This window comes from Lewinella sp. W8, assembly GCF_004375085.3.
Lineage (GTDB): Bacteria > Bacteroidota > Bacteroidia > Chitinophagales > Saprospiraceae > Neolewinella.
In genome coordinates, this window is sequence record NZ_SNAQ03000002.1 from 376,947 (window position 1) to 393,793 (window position 16,847).

General features: G+C 59.9%; 11 protein-coding genes. 6 read left to right on the forward strand and 5 right to left on the reverse strand.

Going from position 1 to position 16,847, the window contains the following annotated elements:
* Nucleotides 1–252: 252 nt before the first annotated feature.
* Nucleotides 253–1,509: a T9SS type A sorting domain-containing protein gene (locus E1J53_RS03985; protein ID WP_173021356.1), complete on the reverse strand. Its 1,257-nt coding sequence runs from the start codon at nt 1,507–1,509 to the stop codon at nt 253–255.
* 7 nt (nt 1,510–1,516) lie between these two features.
* Nucleotides 1,517–3,001, reverse strand: coding sequence for a hypothetical protein (locus E1J53_RS03990; protein WP_134271432.1), 1,485 nt, complete (start codon nt 2,999–3,001; stop codon nt 1,517–1,519).
* Between the two features lie 213 nt (nt 3,002–3,214).
* Here E1J53_RS03990 and queE point away from each other — a divergent pair, with 213 nt between their 5' ends.
* Nucleotides 3,215–3,856 carry a 7-carboxy-7-deazaguanine synthase gene (gene queE / locus E1J53_RS03995; protein WP_134271430.1) on the forward strand — a complete coding sequence of 214 codons (642 nt, stop codon included), beginning with the start codon at nt 3,215–3,217 and terminating at the stop codon, nt 3,854–3,856.
* Nucleotides 3,857–3,861: 5 nt separating this feature from the next.
* Here queE and E1J53_RS04000 read toward each other — a convergent pair whose 3' ends face one another.
* Nucleotides 3,862–4,572: a flavodoxin family protein gene (locus E1J53_RS04000; RefSeq protein ID WP_134271428.1), complete on the reverse strand. Its 711-nt coding sequence runs from the start codon at nt 4,570–4,572 to the stop codon at nt 3,862–3,864.
* 198 nt (nt 4,573–4,770) lie between these two features.
* On the opposite strand from E1J53_RS04000, the gene E1J53_RS04005 reads away from it, so the two are divergent.
* The gene (locus tag E1J53_RS04005) at nt 4,771–6,540 is read left to right on the forward strand and encodes a sodium:solute symporter family protein (RefSeq protein WP_134271426.1); all 1,770 of its coding nucleotides are present in this window, start codon (nt 4,771–4,773) and stop codon (nt 6,538–6,540) included.
* 15 nt (nt 6,541–6,555) lie between these two features.
* Nucleotides 6,556–7,035, forward strand: coding sequence for a DUF2306 domain-containing protein (locus E1J53_RS04010; protein WP_173021357.1), 480 nt, complete (start codon nt 6,556–6,558; stop codon nt 7,033–7,035).
* A gap of 138 nt (nt 7,036–7,173) precedes the next feature.
* On the opposite strand, the gene treF is transcribed toward E1J53_RS04010, so the two are convergent.
* Entirely contained in the window at nt 7,174–8,793 is a 1,620-nt protein-coding gene (treF, locus tag E1J53_RS04015; RefSeq protein ID WP_134271422.1) for an alpha,alpha-trehalase TreF, read from the reverse strand.
* Between the two features lie 158 nt (nt 8,794–8,951).
* Between treF and E1J53_RS04020 the strand changes: the two genes are divergently transcribed.
* The 3 genes from E1J53_RS04020 to E1J53_RS04030 all read left to right on the forward strand — a co-directional run bounded on the left by E1J53_RS04020 (nt 8,952) and on the right by E1J53_RS04030 (nt 14,918).
* Nucleotides 8,952–11,288 (forward strand): CARDB domain-containing protein, encoded by a 2,337-nt coding sequence (locus E1J53_RS04020; RefSeq protein WP_134271420.1) that lies wholly within the window; start codon nt 8,952–8,954, stop codon nt 11,286–11,288.
* Between the two features lie 24 nt (nt 11,289–11,312).
* Complete coding sequence (locus tag E1J53_RS04025; RefSeq protein ID WP_368671724.1) at nt 11,313–12,608, forward strand: amidohydrolase family protein; 1,296 nt, start codon at nt 11,313–11,315, stop codon at nt 12,606–12,608.
* Nucleotides 12,609–12,746: 138 nt separating this feature from the next.
* Nucleotides 12,747–14,918, forward strand: coding sequence for a glycoside hydrolase family 3 N-terminal domain-containing protein (locus tag E1J53_RS04030; protein ID WP_134271418.1), 2,172 nt, complete (start codon nt 12,747–12,749; stop codon nt 14,916–14,918).
* A gap of 418 nt (nt 14,919–15,336) precedes the next feature.
* Here the strand turns inward: E1J53_RS04030 and E1J53_RS04035 are convergent, their stop codons facing one another.
* Nucleotides 15,337–16,767 (reverse strand): flotillin family protein, encoded by a 1,431-nt coding sequence (locus E1J53_RS04035; RefSeq protein WP_134271416.1) that lies wholly within the window; start codon nt 16,765–16,767, stop codon nt 15,337–15,339.
* Between the last annotated feature and the right edge of the window lie 80 nt (nt 16,768–16,847).

Below are 16,847 nucleotides of genomic sequence, written 5' to 3' on the forward strand. Positions count from 1 at the left end.
GGAACTCCAAGGTCCTGCTGCCGGGCAGCCGATGATTTATATCAGCAATCGACCAAAATGGGGGCCAAATATTTATTTCGGGATTCCCACGAACACCGCCGTCACTTTCACGTTACAGGGTGAAAACGGAGCGGTGAGTCCAATCCGCTGTTCCAAAGACATACTATCGTGGTAACGAAGACCGGCCCGGATTGCTCCGGGTCGGTCTTTATCGTTTACCGGGTCAGGCCAGGTAATCCTTCCGGACGGACATTACTCTCCACCACCAACGAGCAGAATCTTGGCCTGGGTCTCCCCCGTCTGGGGTTGGGCCACCCGAATCAGGTAGGATCCCGAGGGTAATCGGCGGGTGAGGTCAAAACGGGAGGCTCCACCCGGAACGGAAGTAAATTCCCGCTCCAACAATTGCTTCCCGTTGGCGTCGAATATCTGCAGACGCAGTGGCGCCTGATCCGAGACCCCTTCCGTCCGCAGGCTGAAGTGCCGGCCGGTATTCGGGTTCGGGAAGAGGGTAAAGCCCCAGTCGGCAACCTGGGAGTAGTTCACCTCCACGAGGTGACTGAGGCTGATGGTGCCGTCGAAATCGGTGGTCTTGAGTCGGTAAAAGGACGTTCCCTGGTAGGGCGCTTCGTCGCGCATACTGTAGTGCAGTCGTTCGCCGGGCTCACTGAATCCGGCGGCGGGCGTCTCCCCTACCCAATCGAATGAACTTCCGTCCCGGGTTTTTTCGATGGTGAAAAAGTCCGTGGACACCTCGTCTTCCGTTACCCAGCGGAGTAATACGAAATCATCTTCCGGAAAGGCATCAAAGCTGATGAGCGTGAGCGGCAGCGGGATGACCCCGTCGAACGTGGCTTTGTCGAAACCGTCGCCGGCCCCACCGCCGTAGAGAATGGCCAGGCTCTGTCCACTCAGCGCAAAGGCACCGGTATTTTGGTCGAAACCGTCACCGGGACCGCCACCAAAGAGGGCGTCAAACATGGTCCCGTCGAGGGCCAGGGAGGCCATTCGCTTGTCAAAGCCGTCACCGGCACCACCGCCGTAGAGTCCCGCAATGGAGGCTCCGTTCAGGGCGAAGTTATCCGAGAATCGGTCGAAGCCGTCGCCACCGCCACCCCCGTAGAGGACACTGGTGGAAACGCCTCCCAGGGAAGCATTGACCAGGGAGCGATCAAAGCCATCGCCGGCACTTCCTCCGTATAGGGCCGCAAGGTTCTGCCCGCTCAGGCCAAAGGTGGCGGCGTTTTGGTCAAAGCCATCGCCGGCACCGCCGCCAAAGAGGGCGGCAACGGATTGGCCGCCGAGGGCGGCCGAAGCCGTCCGTTGGTCCACCCCGTCACCCGGGCCACCGCCGTAAAGCGGGCGCAGGCCGGAGGGAATTCCGTCCAGGGTAAGCTGTGGGCTATCGGAATAATCCAGACCGTCACCCCCTCCGCCACCGAATTGGGCCAGGAGGGGTGGTGAAAGCCCCCACAGCAGGACCAGTAAAGTTATTATCAGGCATCGCATGGCTACGCTATTGTGCCGTACGTACGCCCCGGAAGCCGATTCGTCCGTTGGTGCCCGAGAAGGAGTTGGCCGCATCGTTGCGGTCGGAGACGAAGAGGAATTGCGCCTGGTTCGGGTAAGATCCGCCCCGGTAGCCGATGCCCGCATCGGTGCCCGGCCATCCCGAAACGTTATGGCGACCATTGCCGGGGATTTCCCCGTCTCCGTGGTTGCCGGTAAAAGACCGGCCCTCCGGATTGCCGACGGAAATGGCCCGCTCGTATACGTTGCCGGTAAGTTCCATGATGCCGTAATAGGAGCCACCCGTTTCTTCCCGATTATTGACGCCCGCACTGGCCGGGAAAATACCACAGCGCTTAGGGCCAGCAGTCAGTCCGTTGGTTTCCTGGTAATTGGCGTTACCCGTTCCACTTCCGGGATTGGTGATGATTTCGTTCTCGGTACCCGCCCCGGCAAGTTCGTAGGCTTCCCCGTGGATATTGGAGGTCCCCCAGGCAAAGCCCCCCACGATGGAGGACAGCGTGCCGCGGCAGGATTTCTCGTATTCCGTTTCCGTCATGGGTCGCAGGCCGGCCCAGTCCAGGTAAGCCAGTAGAAACTCGTTGCGCACGTAATTCATCGGAACGTTAGGTAGCGTGGTCGTCGCCGAGCCGGCGTCCGGCCAGCTGATGGCGTTGCGGATAAACTCGTCATCGGAGTTCTTACCCTCCGGACCGGTAACGTCCAGGTTGGTCTTCTGAGTGGGCGTAAGGGTGTTGAAGAAGCTGACCCACTGGTCCTGGGAGGTTTCGTACTTCTGGCAGTAGTACGCCGCGAAGCCCTTGGGGAAGGCGGCGGGAATGGGGCCAAGCTGGTCCCCACCGTTGACGGTATTCTCGTAGTACAACTGCCCCGCAGTATTGCCCACCGTAATGGCGTCTTCGGAAGAAACGGTGTAGGGTAACCGCCCGAGGATGGCCACGCTGGCCGGAGTATAGAAGTGATCGATCTCGGTCGTGGTGTTATTGATCAGGGGTCTACGCACGCCAATCTGGAAGGCCCCCTCGGGCACGTACACCATCTCGATGGCAAAAACCTGCACGTCGACCACGGCATTGTCGTCCACGCCGTCGGCACCGTAATCCCATCGCAGCTTGAGGTCGGAGAAGCTGACGTCTCCGCTCCCGTCTCCCGAGCGGTAGATGAAGGCACCGACATTGTCGGCGGTAACGTCGATGGCAGCGCCGCCGGACGGGATACCACCGATGATCGTAGCGTGCCGCCAGGCGTCTCCGTTGACGCGGTACTTCACGAACACCCAGGCGGCGTCCCAGTTGGCGGGTCCTACGCTGATGCGCCAGGAGTTTTCCCAGGACAGGTCAAAGCCCACCTCGGTCACCTGGGTATCGGTGTTCTGACCGTTGAGGGTGATGTTGGTGACGGCGATGTTATTGGCCGCCAGTGATAATTGGAACAGTCCGAACAGACTGCAGATAAGGAGAAAGTTTTTCATAGTAGAGGGAATTATGTATGGCTTTATGGCGGGATTTTCCGCCCCGTTACGGTATGCCCAATTAAATTAGTCCCTAAACCCACTATGCGTCAGACCTTTAACGTTCCGAACGACTTTGGCACCTGCGCTCCGTCGCCCCACCCTGCCCAACATTGACCGATCAAAAGGCCACCCGGCGCAAACCCAAAACAATGCTCGGGTGTATTCTTGTCCATGTCCCGCACACGTACATACAAGGTCAAAGAATGCTTCTACACCCTGCAGGGGGAAGGCGCCCAGTCCGGGCGGGCGGCGGTGTTTCTCCGCTTCACGGGCTGCAACCTCTGGAGTGGCCGGGAGGAAGATCGCCACGACGCCGTTTGCCGCTTCTGCGATACGGACTTTGTGGGTACGGACGGACAAAACGGAGGGCGATACACGCAGGTGCAATGCGCCGACCTGGTGCAGTCGCTGTGGCCCGGAGGGGGACGCCCCTACGTGGTGTGCACGGGTGGAGAGCCGCTCCTCCAGCTCGACGAGCCCCTCATTGAGGAGTTCCACCAACGGGGCTTTGAGGTGGCCGTGGAGACCAACGGCACCGTCCCCGTGCCCGACACCATCGACTGGGTGTGCGTAAGTCCCAAAGCCAACGCCGGTCTGGTAGTTGAGCGGGGTGACGAGCTCAAACTCGTCTACCCGCAAGACGAAGCCGGCGCGCAACCGGAGTGCTTCACCGACCTTTCCTTCGATCACTTTTTCCTGCAGCCCAAAGACGAGGCCGGGCAGAATCACTTACCCGCCGTGGTCAACTACTGCCTGGAACACCCCCAGTGGCGGATCAGCCTGCAGACCCACAAGTTGATGGGAATAGATTAGCGCGCTTAACGGTATTCCGGGTTCTCAAAGCCCCACCGGCTTCCGTCATCCCAGGCTTCGCGGGAGTTTCCGTAGGCCGGATAACCCTCCCGCTCCCGGAGCATTTTGGCCAGGTGCAGCAGGTTGTAGGTCATGAAGGTCGTGTTGCGGTTGGTGAAGTCATTTTCGGGCCCTCCGGACCCCTCGTCCAGATAGCTGGGGCCAGGCCCCACCTCCCCGATCCACCCCGCATCGGCCTGGGGTGGAACCGAATAGCCAATGTGCTGCAGGGCATACAGGATGCCCATGGCGCAGTGCTTCACGCCGTCCTCGTTGCCGGTGACGAGGCAGCCCCCCACCCGGCCGTAGTACAGGTACTGCCCCTTGTCGTTTTGCTTGCCGCTCAGGGAGTACAGGCGCTCAATGAGGAGTTGGGCCACGGAAGACTTTTCCCCCAGCCAGATCGGCGTACCGATCACCAGGATGTCCGCCCCCAGAATTCGTTGAGAAAGCTCGGGCCAGGCGTCCTTTTCCCAGCCGTGCTCCCGCATGTCGGGTTGTACGCCGTAGGCCACCGGATGGTCCACCAGGCGGATGACGTCCACCGAGACCCCTTCTTTCCGCATGATTCGGATGGAGGCGTCCATTAGCCCCTGGGTGTGGCTTTGCCGTGGCGATTTTTTCAGGGTGCAGTTAACGTAGACGGCGCGGAGTTGGGAGAAATCGGGTGAGTTCATGCTGCTTGGCTTAGGGATGTATTAAGGTAGGTCAATCCGGCAAACTGCGAGCATTTAACGCAACGGATTGTCGGTAACTGACTACCGTGCACGGCTGGCTGGGGTTCGGAGGGAGGAGTATAAATACGCCGCAGCCGTTGCAGTCAGCACTTTTTCATTACCTTTCTCCGCCTTAGACCACCCATCTGCTTTACGACCATGCAACTCAACTCCCTCGACTGGGGCATCATTGCCGCCTTCTTCCTCGTTTCTTTGGGTATTGGCGTTTACGCCAGTCGTCGTAGCGGCGATTCCACCAAAGAGTTTTTTCTTTCCGGCCGCAACATGCCCTGGTGGCTTTTGGGCGTATCGATGGTGGCCACGACCTTCTCGGCGGACACCCCCAACCTGGTGACCGATATCGTCCGCAAAAACGGTGTGGCCGGCAACTGGGCCTGGTGGGCCTTCCTGCTCACGGGCATGCTGACCGTTTTCGTCTACGCCCGCCTGTGGCGGCGCAGTGGCGTACTGACGGACCTGGAGTTTTACGAGCTTCGTTACAGCGGGCCGGCGGCCCGCTTCCTGCGGCAATTCCGCGCCCTCTACCTGGGCGTCTTCTTCAACATCATGATCATGGCCACGGTCTGCCTGGCCGGCATCAAAATCGCCGGAGTCCTGCTGGACGTTGACCCGGTGACGACCCTGTTGGTGGCCTCCGTCGTTACGGTAGCCTACTCTACCCTCGGGGGCTTGCGGGGGGTTATCCTGACGGATTTCGTGCAGTTTTTCCTGGCCATGGTGGGCGCCATCTGGGCGGCCATCGTCATTCTCGGCATGCCGGAAGTTGGCGGGCTCGATGGCCTTTTCACCCACACCAACGTCAGCGATAAGTTGGACATCTTCCCCGCCTTCGACAACCCGGAAGTTTACGTTCCCCTCTTCGTGGTGCCCATTGCCGTACAGTGGTGGAACGTCTGGTACCCCGGGGCGGAGCCCGGAGGCGGAGGCTACATCGCCCAACGGATGCTGGCCGCCAAAAACGAAAAGCACGCCGTGGGTGCCACCCTGCTGTTCAACCTTTTCCACTATGCCCTGCGTCCCTGGCCGTGGATTTTGATCGCCCTGGCCTCCCTGATCGTCTTCCCCAACCTGAGCGACATCGCCGCGGCCTTCCCCGGGGTTGCTGCGGACAAGATTGGCGATGACCTCGCCTACCCGGCCATGCTTAGCTACCTGCCCAGCGGACTACTGGGCCTCGTGATCGCCTCCCTGCTGGCGGCCTTCATGTCCACCATTTCCAGTCACCTCAACTGGGGCTCCAGCTACGTGGTCCACGACTGGTACCACCGCTTTTACAAGCCGGAAGCCACCGAGAAGGAGCTCGTCCTGGTGGGCCGGATTGCGACCGTGCTCCTCATGGTCTTCTCCGCCCTGCTCGCCCTGGCGCTCACCAACGCCCTGCAGGCCTTCAATATCCTGCTGCAAATTGGAGCCGGCACCGGCCTGATCTTCATCCTCCGCTGGTTCTGGTGGCGCATCAATGCCTACACAGAGATTGCCGGCATGGCCTTCTCCTTTTTCTTTGCGCTTTTCCTGGAGTTTGCCTGGGCGCCGCTCGGCCTGCCGGAGTTGCTCGATCACCAACAACTCATTGCCGGCATCATCTTCACCACCATCGGCTGGCTGGTGGTCACCTACGCCACCCGCCCCACCGATCAGGCCACCCTGGTCAACTTCTTTAAAAAGATTCACCCCAGTGGTCCGGGCTGGGAGCCCGTTCGTCGGGCCCTTCCCGCCGACGCCTCCGTCGCCGCCGACGACAGCCTGACCCTGCGCATTGCCGCCGTCTTCATCGGGGCCATCGCCATTTACTGTATGCTTTTCGCCACCGGCTTCTACCTCTATGGCAACCTGAGCGCCACCCTGGTCACCGCCGCCATTTCCTTTGCGGGCTTCGCCTTCCTATGGGTGATGCGCAAGCGGTTGTAAGGCTTCCTGGCCATTGTGCTTGGCCCGTTCCAGTTCTCAAAACGATTCTTGCGACAACGCCCCACCCGGCATCGCCGAGTAGGGTATGCTTACGTGGTGGCCGTGGCCGTCGCCGGACTGTCGGGCCTCCTCATCGCCCAATTTGCGATGGGAGGGATCATCACCCAACTGGGCTTCTCCTCACTATCGATCCTGTGGCTGACCAGCCTGTACTTCGCGGTTTCCAGTATTCTCGCGGGCAAGGTCAACCAACACCAGCGATGGATGACGGTCAACTACGCGTTGACCTTCTCCTCCGTTACCCAAAGAACCATCCTCCTGTTCGCCTTCCTTCCCGCCCTGGATTTCCTCCCCGTTTACCGACTTTCGTCGTGGCTGTGCTGGGTGGTTAACCTGCTGCTGGTTTTCGGATACTGGAGATGGAGGGAAGGGAGCGGCGGTCAGGGGACTCCCAAGTTCCTATCTCGCGTTTCAGCTGACGACCTCGTTGGGTGAAGCCCTTGCTAAGGAAAAAATCACTGGTCCTTTTTGATCCGTATACAATCTGATACGATCAGATCCGATTTGATACGGTAATATTCGATTCCGATACGATTAGTCATTTGACGAAGGCGCAAGGCCGGTTGGTGTTTGCTACCTGATTCCACGCGCATCCTCCTGTGCCATGCGCAGGTACACCCCATTACTCCACCCGAAGCCATCCTGCACGGGGTATTCCCCCCCGCCGGCTTCCAAGCTGATGTCCTCCACGTTGTACTTCTCCACCATCTTGGTGACGTTCTCGTAGACGCGCTCGTTGTTGTCCATCCACCGTTGCCGGATGTCCTCGGCCACGCTGTTCTCGTTGTAATTCTTCAGTCCCCGGTAGGCCATCCACTGCAGGGGCGGCCAGCCGTTGGGGGCATCCCACTGCTGGTCGGTATCGACGAGGCTGGTACGCAGTCCGCCGGGGGCGAGAAACTTTTCCGCCAGGAGTTCGCCGACGATGGCGGCACGACGCTCGTTGCTGAGCTCTACGAAAAGGGGATAGACGGTGGCCAGGGTGAGGAAGCCCGTGAACTTCCCCAGATCACAATTGAAATCTTCGTAGGCACCGGTTTCCTCGTTCCACAGGTATTTTTCTACCGCAGCCCGTCGGTTTTCGGCGGCCGTAGTGAAAGCCTCGGCCGTTTGCTCGTCCGGGTGGTGGGCGCCGATGGTGGTCTCCAATTTGTACAGGAGGCTGTTCAGATCCGGGGGAATGATGTCCGTCGTCACGATGGTTGAAATGTTCTTTCCGTCGGCAAACCACCGGGCACTGAAGTCCCAGCCGGATTCGGCGCCGGAGCGCAGGTGCCGGGCAACTCGCTGGCTATCGCGCCCACTTTCCCGGATCGTCAGGACGTCTTCACGGTAACTTTCCGCCCGGGGGCGTCGTCCTTCGTCAAAGTAGCGGTTCAGCAGACTCCCGTCGGGCATGCGCACGACGTGATTCACCGCGGGCACCGTTTCACTGACGGCCTCCTGCCCCTTCATCCAGAAAGCGTGTTCGGCCACGAGCTGGGGCATAAATTCCTGGTATACCTCGGGGCCTTCCACCTCGGCCAGTACTTCCACCATGAGGCTAAAGAATGGGGGCTGGGAGCGCGTCAGGTAATAGGTCCGGTTGCCGTTGGGGATGTGGCCCACTTCGTCGATGAGGTAGGCGAAGTTTTCCACCATATCGCGGATGAGCTGATGTTCTCCGCCGGCCTGCAGGCCCAGCATGGTGAAGTAGCTGTCCCAGTAGTACACTTCGCGGAAGCGTCCACCGGGCACCACGTAATCGTTGGGCAGGGGGAGGAGGCTTCCCGCGGCGCCTTCATCGGCGCCGGCCTCGCGGGTCAGCACCGCCCAGAGCGTATTGATGTGCTCGCTGATGCTCCGCGACGCATCGCTGGAAAACCCGCTTTCGGGCTGTACGGGAGGCGAAAAATATTCCTCCACGAAGGACTTCAACTCAAAGTTCTCCAACGCTTTTTCCGCCGCGTATGCCGTCATGATTTCTTCCGGACTGGCCTTCGGAATCATATCCACGAAGGTCTTTCCGTCGGGGTAGATGCGTTCCATCTGTACCCGGCGAAACAGCTCACCGAAGAGCTCATCGGGGGCCTTGCGGTCGGCCAGGGAAACGACCGGCGCGTCGGAAACCGGAGTAGCCTCCACCGGCGCTTCGCGGCAGGCCGGGAGAGTGAGTAGGAAAACAAAGGGAAGGAGGAACGCAATGTGTTTCATGGGCGAAAAATAAGCATTCCCTTACTGGGTAATCTGCAGAACCCGTATGTCCGCCTGAAGGCTTTGGTTCGCTACCATGCTGGTCACTGGTGTAACGGATCACCTTCCCCGGGTAATGAAGGCACGTATACCTTACCTAAACCCATATCACCTGAAACATGAAAAACCTATTATCTGCCTGCCTCCTCGCGGGCCTGCTGTTGACGTTGGCTTCGTCCTGCGAAACTCCCTCCGCTTCCGGCTACACCTTTAACGGCGGCATCTCCGCCCAGGCCGGAGACCCCATCGGGCTCAACCAGAATACCCTCATCGTTTACGTCCGGGCCAGCGACGAGGGCAGCACCAACGCCCAACTCACCACCCTACGGACGAACGAACAGGACGAGTTTGATGACGTGAGCACCTTCTTCGATGAGTCCTCCTTCGGCCAGCTTTCCTTCAACTACACCCACGCCCCCAACAACGGCTGGTATCAGCTGCCCGATACCTACGACGACTACATGTGGACGCCCGCAGACATTGCGGCCGCCACCACGCCCGCCGAAACCCAGGCCGCTACGGACGGCCAGGACCTCGTCCAGGACTTCATGGGCTTCTTCACCGACGCCCTCCAGGCCGCTACGGACGACGGCTTCAACGTAGGCTCCTTTGACCAGGTAGCCGTGGTGATCATCGGTCCCTTCCACCGGGGAACTTCCTATGGTACCACTAACTTCACCCTCACCCCTCAGGGTGGCGGCAGTAACTTCCAGGTCTCCGTACCCGTCGTGATCGTCTCCACCAATACGGGCTGGAGCCGCACGGCCCACGAATTTGGTCACGCCTTCGGAGGGTTTTCTGACCTCTACACCGCCGCCAATCGCCGGATGATGCAGTGGGACATCATGGACTGCACCGACTGCACCAACCAAACGACCGGCTTCCACAAGGAGATCCGTGCCGGATGGTTTGGCCCCAACCAGGTGAAGACCATCACCCGTCCCCAGGGAACTACCCAGATTGTAGACAACACCACCCTGGTGCCGCTGGAGGAGGATAACCCGGGAGCCAACGACGTCCTGGCCCTAAAGCTCGACGTTGGTGGGGGCCTGTTCCTCTACGTCGAAAACCGGCAAACGATCACCGGACAAACGGGCAGTCAGTCGCTCCCCGCAAACGGCATCATTGTTTCCGACGCCATCGAAAACTCCGGGGACGTAAACGCTACCCGCCCGCCCATTCAACTCTTTGGCGGCCCGATTACTCCCGGCAATACGTTTACCGACAACAGCTACGGCCCCCTCAAACTGAGGGTTACGGGCACTCCCCCCAACCTGAACGTCGAAACCACCTGGGGGCCAGACCCTTATTACGACCTGACCATCACCCCCTGGGATCCCTCCCCCTGGGAAAGTGAAGACATCTGGATTGACAGTGAGGCCAATGGCTGGGACACCTACGAATTCAGTGACGCGGCGGCCAACCCCAACGTAGCCGGCAATCCGGTGCGCAACGGTGACCGCCCCTGGGTTGGTCGTGACAATCGCGTCTGGGCCCGTGTTCACAACACCGGCTCCACGGATGCCGCCAACGTCAGAGTAAACTTTTACGTCAATACGCCCCAGGGTATCGGAGATGCGGGCAACTGGAGTCTGCTGGACCGGGTAGACATTCCCCTGCTGGCCGCCGGCAGTTCGGAACTGGTGACCGTCGACTGGCGGCCGGGATCGGCGGCCGCGACCCACACCTGCCTGCAGGTTCGCATTGACCATCAGCCCGACGAGCTGAACGCCAATAACAACGAAGCTCAGGAAAACGTGACGGACTTCAACACCTCGTCGGCCAGCCCCTGGCGACAAATCATCAGCTCCGTGGAGGTGGCCAACCCCACCGACCGCCACCAGCAGGTGCGGATGGAAATGACCGGTCTGCCCCCAAACTGGACCGGCTGGGTCAGTGAGCGCATCGTTGACCTCGGTCCCAAGGAGACCAAAGAGGTGCGGTACCGCATTGACCCCAATGGCGGCAATCCCGACGGAAACGACAAAATTCGTATCGGGCAGACCTACGAGATCAGCGTGGAAGGCTGGTTACTGGAATCCGATAAGGATGACCGATACGGCGGGATCACGGCCACCGTACACACCGTCCGTCGGTTCAAATCCATCGACATCATCAGTGGGCCGGGCTTCAGCAACGGTGACCAGACCGGACCGGTAACCGTTGACGAACTCAGCAAGCCCGTGATCGTGGAAATCGCACCGGGAAGCAATTCCATGATCACCCTGGAGGTTACGGAAAAGGGGACGGGAAAACGGCAGGTATTTCGTGCGCAGGCCAAAAACGGCCAGAACGGAAAAGCCCAGGCCTCCTTCAACCTGCGCCGCCTGGTCATTGCCGGCCAGGCAGAATTCCGTCCGGGAGAAACCTACACCATGATCGCCCATCTGTACGGTGGCACCACGGTCGACGGTGGCCATGACTCCGCTCCGGTAAGCGTCACCATTCAACCCTAAGGGTAAGTTCCTCCCCGTAGGAAAGTGGCCGTCCGAAATCCTTTTCGGGCGGCCATTTTTGTTGCGCTCCTCGCCGAACTCTGCTTACCTTCGCCGGGCCTCATTCGCCCCCACATGACCTACTACAGCGCTGATTACCTCTACCCCATTACGGCTGCCCCCATCGCCAACGGCATTGTTGGCCTTGATGATGAGGGTACCATTCGGGAGATTATTGACCCGGCCCTACCCGGAAGCACGGCACCTGCATCCGTGCAAAAAATTGAGGGCATCCTCGTGCCGGGTTTCGTCAACGCCCACTGCCATTTGGAGCTCAGTCACCTCGTGGGTAAAAGCCAGACGGGCAAGACTTTGCTGCCCTTTCTCGTGGACGTGGTCACGCTCCGGGAAATGCCCCAGGAAGCCATCGATGCGGCCATTGAGGAGCAAGACAAGCTGATGTGGGCGGGAGGCATCCAGGCCGTGGGAGACATCTGCAACAAGCTGGATACCGCCCCGACGAAGCGGAAAAGCCCCATTCGCTACTACAGCTTCGTGGAGATGTTTGACTTCCTGCAACCCGAGCGCGCCGAGGGCGCCTTCGAGATGTATCTCCCCGTATTTGAGGGCCAGGCCGGCGAGGAAAGTGGCAACCGAAAGAGTGCCGTCCCCCACGCTCCCTACACCGTCAGTACGCCCCTCTACGAAAAAATCAATGCGCTCAACGAGCGTCCGGGCACCGTATCCATCCACAACCAGGAGACGCCGGCCGAAGAAGAGTTGTTCCGGCACGGCACCGGACCCTTTCACGCCTTCTTCCAGGGTTTTGGCGCCAGCCTGAGCCACTTCTCCCCCACCGGAAAGGGATCGATCTTTCACGCCATGGAACACATGGATCCCCGGCATCGCACCCTCTTTGTGCACAATACCCTCACCGATGAGGAGGCCATCAGGGGCGCCATGGAATGGGGACGGAACGGCGTTTACTGGGTGACCTGCCCGAACGCCAACCTATACATCGAAAACCGACTACCGCGCTACGATACCTTCCTCAAAATGGAAGCCAAAGTGGCCGTGGGAACGGACAGCCTTACCTCGAACTGGCAACTCAGCATTCTGGAGGAACTGCGGACCATCAGTAAATACCAGAGCTACGTCCCCTTCGCCACCCTGCTGCGGTGGGCGACGATCAACGGAGCCGAGGCCCTGCAATTTGACGATAGCCTGGGAAGCCTTGAAGTCGGGAAACAGCCCGGTCTGCTGCAGCTCCACGGATTGGAGGGCAATTCTCCGGAGACCTTCCACATTGGGGCGCGGACGCAGGTGCAAAGAATTGTGTGAGGCGGGGTTGGTGCGTTGGTCTGTTAGTTCGTTAGTCTGTTAGTCTGTTAGTCTGTTGGTCTGTTAGTCTGATGGTGCCGTGGGGTGTTGGGGGGCAGCTAAGTTTTTGAGCCGGAACCAAACGTTTATCTTGCCTTCATGAGTGAGCGCGTAGAGGACCTGCTGTCCCGGATGACCGTGGCCGAGAAAGCCGGGCAGATGACCCAGGTGACGATTGACCTGGTGAGTGAGGGTAAAGCCTATAAACTGCGGAAACCCCTGAAGCTATCTCCGGAAAAGCTGCGGGAAATTATTGTCACCCGGGGAGTGGGTTCCATCCTGAACGTAGGTACTTCCGCCCATACGCCCACCCGCTGGCGCGAGATCCTGCAGGACATTCAGGCGGCAGCGACCGATACCCGACTCGGGATTCCGGTCCTATACGGCATCGACAGTATCCACGGGGCCAATTACGTCATGGGAAGCACCCTGTTTCCGCAGCAACTGGGCCTGGCCGCTACCGGCAATCCGGAATTGGTGGAGGAACTCTTCGCCCTTTCCGCCCGGGATACGGTGACGGCGGGTATCCCGTGGCTGTTCAGTCCATCGGCCGACTTTTGTCGCGACCCTCGCTGGCCCCGGCTGTGGGAAACCTTCGGCGAAGACGTACGTACCGGGGAGGTACTGACCGCGGCGGCGGTACGGGGCATCGAGCGGGTCCGGCCGGCGGCCTCCTGCCTGAAGCATTACCTGGGGTACGGCGCTCCGGTGAGTGGTAAAGACCGTACGCCGGCCTGGGTTCCGGAACGGCAACTGCGGGAATACTTTGTCCCCGCCTTCCGGGCCGGCATCCGGGCCGGGGCGCCCTCCATCATGGTCAACAGCGCCGAAATCAACGGCATTCCGGTGCACGCCAACCCGAAGCTACTCCGGGAATTGCTCCGGGACGAACTGGGGTTTACGGGAGTGCTGGTGACGGACTGGGAAGACATCGTCTTCCTCTACGATCGCCACCGGATTGCGGATTCTTACCGGAGTGCCGTCCGGATCGCCATTGAGGCGGGCATCGACCTGAGCATGACCCCGCTGGAAACCGAGTTTACCGACCACCTGATCGACCTGGTGGCCACCGGAGAAATTCCGGAATCCCGGCTGGACGAGTCCGTCCGGCGAATCCTCACGCTGAAGGAGCATTGTGGTTTGTTTGATGCCCCAATTCCTCCTGCTTTCCCGCAATCCCCCGAGCGGGATCGGGCGCTGGCCCGGCAGGCGGCGGAAGAATCCGTGGTTCTGTGCAGAAATGAGGCTGCGGCACTCCCCCTCCGATCCGACGAAAAAATCCTGGTGGTTGGCCCAACGGCCAACAGCAAGCGCAGCCTGCACGGGGGATGGACGTACACCTGGCAGGGGGAGCAAACGGATGAGCTTGACCCCGAGGAGCACCCAAGCGTACTGTCGGCCATTGAGGAGGAATTTGGCGCCGCCCAGGTAAATTTCTTCCCGGGCTGCACCCACGAAGCCGGGTCACTGAACCTGGAAGGATTTGCCGAAGCTGCCGCAAAGGTGGATACCATCGTGCTGTGTCTGGGAGAGTCAAGCTATACCGAGTTCTTCGGCAGCCTGAACGATTTGTACCTCCCCGATGATCAGGCGGACCTGGCTCGGGCGGCCGTCCGGTCAGGAAAGAAAATCGTGCTGTTGTTGCTCGAAGGGCGGCCGCGGGTGATTTCTCACTTCGCGGACGACATTCCGGCGGTTCTGGTGGCCTTCCTCCCCGGGCACGGCGGCCCCGCCGCGATTGCGGGGATCTTATCCGGACGCGTCAATCCTTCCGGTCGGCTTCCCGTCACCTATCCCCGCTACCCCAACAGCCTGACGCCCTACGACCATAAGTCGTCCGAAAACCGGGAAATTCAGGGGGCGCCCATTGCCTACCAACCGGAATTCGAATTCGGCACCGGACTGAGTTACACCGACTGGCAATATCAAGACCTGAAGGTGAGTAAAACACGGTTTTCTCCCGAAGACCCCCTGGAGGTTTCCGTTACCCTCATCAATGCGGGTGATCGCGACGGCGAGCATATTGTGCAGCTCTTCAGCACCGATCATTATGCGAGCGTAGCCCCTAGTGTCCGTAGGCTGCGGAAATTTAAAAGAATTCGGCTGGAGGCCGGGCAGCGCACCAAAGTTTCCTTCTCGCTCACCGCAAGAGACTTGGCCTTCGTAGGTCTCCACCACCAATGGATCGCCGAAGCGGGCGACTTCAGCTTGCAGGTAGGAGCGCTTACCCGGAGGGTTTTCCTTACTGAGACGCAGGTATCTTCCTCCTAAGTTCGGCATGTTTCGAGGTCCGGTGAAAGTTCTTTTCGGGATGTAGGTTTAAGGCCTTAGTGCTCATTGGATGCGTTCGAGCGTAGCGGCGCTCGTCCAGTTAATGATTTAGTTTGGAAGTCTTCAGTGCTCCTCGGATGCGTCGCAGCGTAGCGGCGCTCATCCGAGGTGTCACGCCGCCAATAATCGATCCCCTCTCCCGCTCGACGCATCGGATGGCCCCTCGCGGTGCTCGGGAGACAGCCGATGAGCGAGCAATAGGCATCCAGTATCCATGATGAATTTCAGCTCGACCGCCGAGGAGAGTCCCGGTCGGCGGATGAACCTGCTCGTGCCTCGCGTTTCGGCCGACGACCCCTAAAAAACAAAGCCCATCCCCCAGGACGGGAGATGGGACTTTGCAAGACTGCGAATCAAACTACTCAATAGTCGTCTGCTCCGGCGCTTCCGGTTCCGGCGCGTGGCCGTTCTGGGAAGCAGCGGGCTTTTCGATTTTCTGCTGCACCAGGGCCTGCGGCAGGCTCATGCCGCTCTGGTTCAGGAAGTCGTTCAACTGGGGCACCATGCCGTAGAGGCCCTGGACGAAGTTGCCCACGCCCTGGCCGTTTCCGTTGTCGTACACGACCACCTTATCGATTTCGACGTCCTTGATGGCGTCGGTCTGGATTTTAGCCAGCTCGGTAAGCTTCTCGATCATCAGGAAGCCGATGGCGCTCTGGGCGTCGCCGTTGGCGGCGCGCACCAGCTTATCGAATCCTTCGGCCTGTTTGTTGAGCAGTTCGGCCATACCGTCGGCTTCGGCGCGGTAGCGCGCCAGGACGGCGTCCGCCTCACCCCGGGCGATCTCCCGGCGCTTCTCGGCTTCGGCCTGGGCGGCAATGACGGCCTTCTGGCGGTCGATGTCCGCCGCCACCACTTCTTCGGCCTCCATACGGGCCTTCTCGGCCAGAGCACGGGCGACTTCGGCCGACTGCTCAGCCTTGTACGCCTCCTCCCGGGCCTGGGCGGCGGCTACCTTGCGGGCCGCTTCGGCCCGGCGATTGGCTTCGGCCAACTCGATGTCACGCGCGGCGTTAGAGTTGGCGATCTTGATGGCACTGGTGTTCTTACCCTCGGTGGCTTTGGCTTCGGCCACGGCCTCCCCGATGGACGCCCGGCTCTCGGCGTCGGCTACTTTCGTGCGCTGATCCTGGCGGGCCTCCGCCTCACCGATACTACCGGTCCGGACCTCATTGGCCACCTTGATCTTGGCGTCGTTGATGGCCTTGGCGGCAGCTTCCTGACCGAGGGCCTTGATGTAGCCGCTTTCGTCCTGAATGTCGGTAACGTTCACGTTGATCAGCTCCAGACCGATCTTGTGCAGCTCGTCTCCCACGTTGCTGTACACGGAGTCCACGAACTTGTCGCGGTCGGTGTTCAGTTCCTCGATGTCCATGTTGGCGATCACGAGACGCATTTGTCCCATGATGATGTCATGGCTCAGGTTGGTGATGCTCTGGCGGTCCAGGGCCAGCAGACGCTCGGCAGCCGCCAGCATCAGGTGGGGCTTGTTGCTGATACCGACCGTGAACTGAGCGGGTACGCTCACGCGGATGTTTTGCTTGGAAAGCGCATCCTGTAGGTTAACGTCAATGGACAGCGGCGTTAAATCCAGGTACTTGTAATCCTGGATGACGGGCCAGACGAAGGCCGCACCCCCGGCGTAGCATTTCGCCGAAGCCTCTCCTCCCGTTTTACCGTACACGACCAGGATTTTATCCGACGGACAACGTTTGTAGCGGCTGACGAAGAAGAGAAAGACCAGGAAGAAGACAAATACTACCAGTCCAATTGGCAAGAGAAGTTCCATAGGTGTAAAATTTTGTGTGAAGAATAGGGTGTGTTTATTTCCAGACCGGGATGGGAGGGAATCCCGGGTCATTGCTTATT

Bases quoted from the DNA above. Each gene is read 5' to 3' on its own strand.
- E1J53_RS03990 (WP_134271432.1), bottom strand. From the start codon at position 3,001: ATGAAAAACTTTCTCCTTATCTGCAGTCTGTTCGGACTGTTCCAATTA.
- E1J53_RS04035 (WP_134271416.1), bottom strand. From the start codon at position 16,767: ATGGAACTTCTCTTGCCAATTGGACTGGTAGTATTTGTCTTCTTCCTG.
- queE (WP_134271430.1), top strand. From the start codon at position 3,215: ATGTCCCGCACACGTACATACAAGGTCAAAGAATGCTTCTACACCCTG.
- treF (WP_134271422.1), bottom strand. From the start codon at position 8,793: ATGAAACACATTGCGTTCCTCCTTCCCTTTGTTTTCCTACTCACTCTC.
- E1J53_RS04000 (WP_134271428.1), bottom strand. From the start codon at position 4,572: ATGAACTCACCCGATTTCTCCCAACTCCGCGCCGTCTACGTTAACTGC.
- E1J53_RS04020 (WP_134271420.1), top strand. From the start codon at position 8,952: ATGAAAAACCTATTATCTGCCTGCCTCCTCGCGGGCCTGCTGTTGACG.
- E1J53_RS04030 (WP_134271418.1), top strand. From the start codon at position 12,747: ATGAGTGAGCGCGTAGAGGACCTGCTGTCCCGGATGACCGTGGCCGAG.
- E1J53_RS03985 (WP_173021356.1), bottom strand. From the start codon at position 1,509: ATGCGATGCCTGATAATAACTTTACTGGTCCTGCTGTGGGGGCTTTCA.
- E1J53_RS04005 (WP_134271426.1), top strand. From the start codon at position 4,771: ATGCAACTCAACTCCCTCGACTGGGGCATCATTGCCGCCTTCTTCCTC.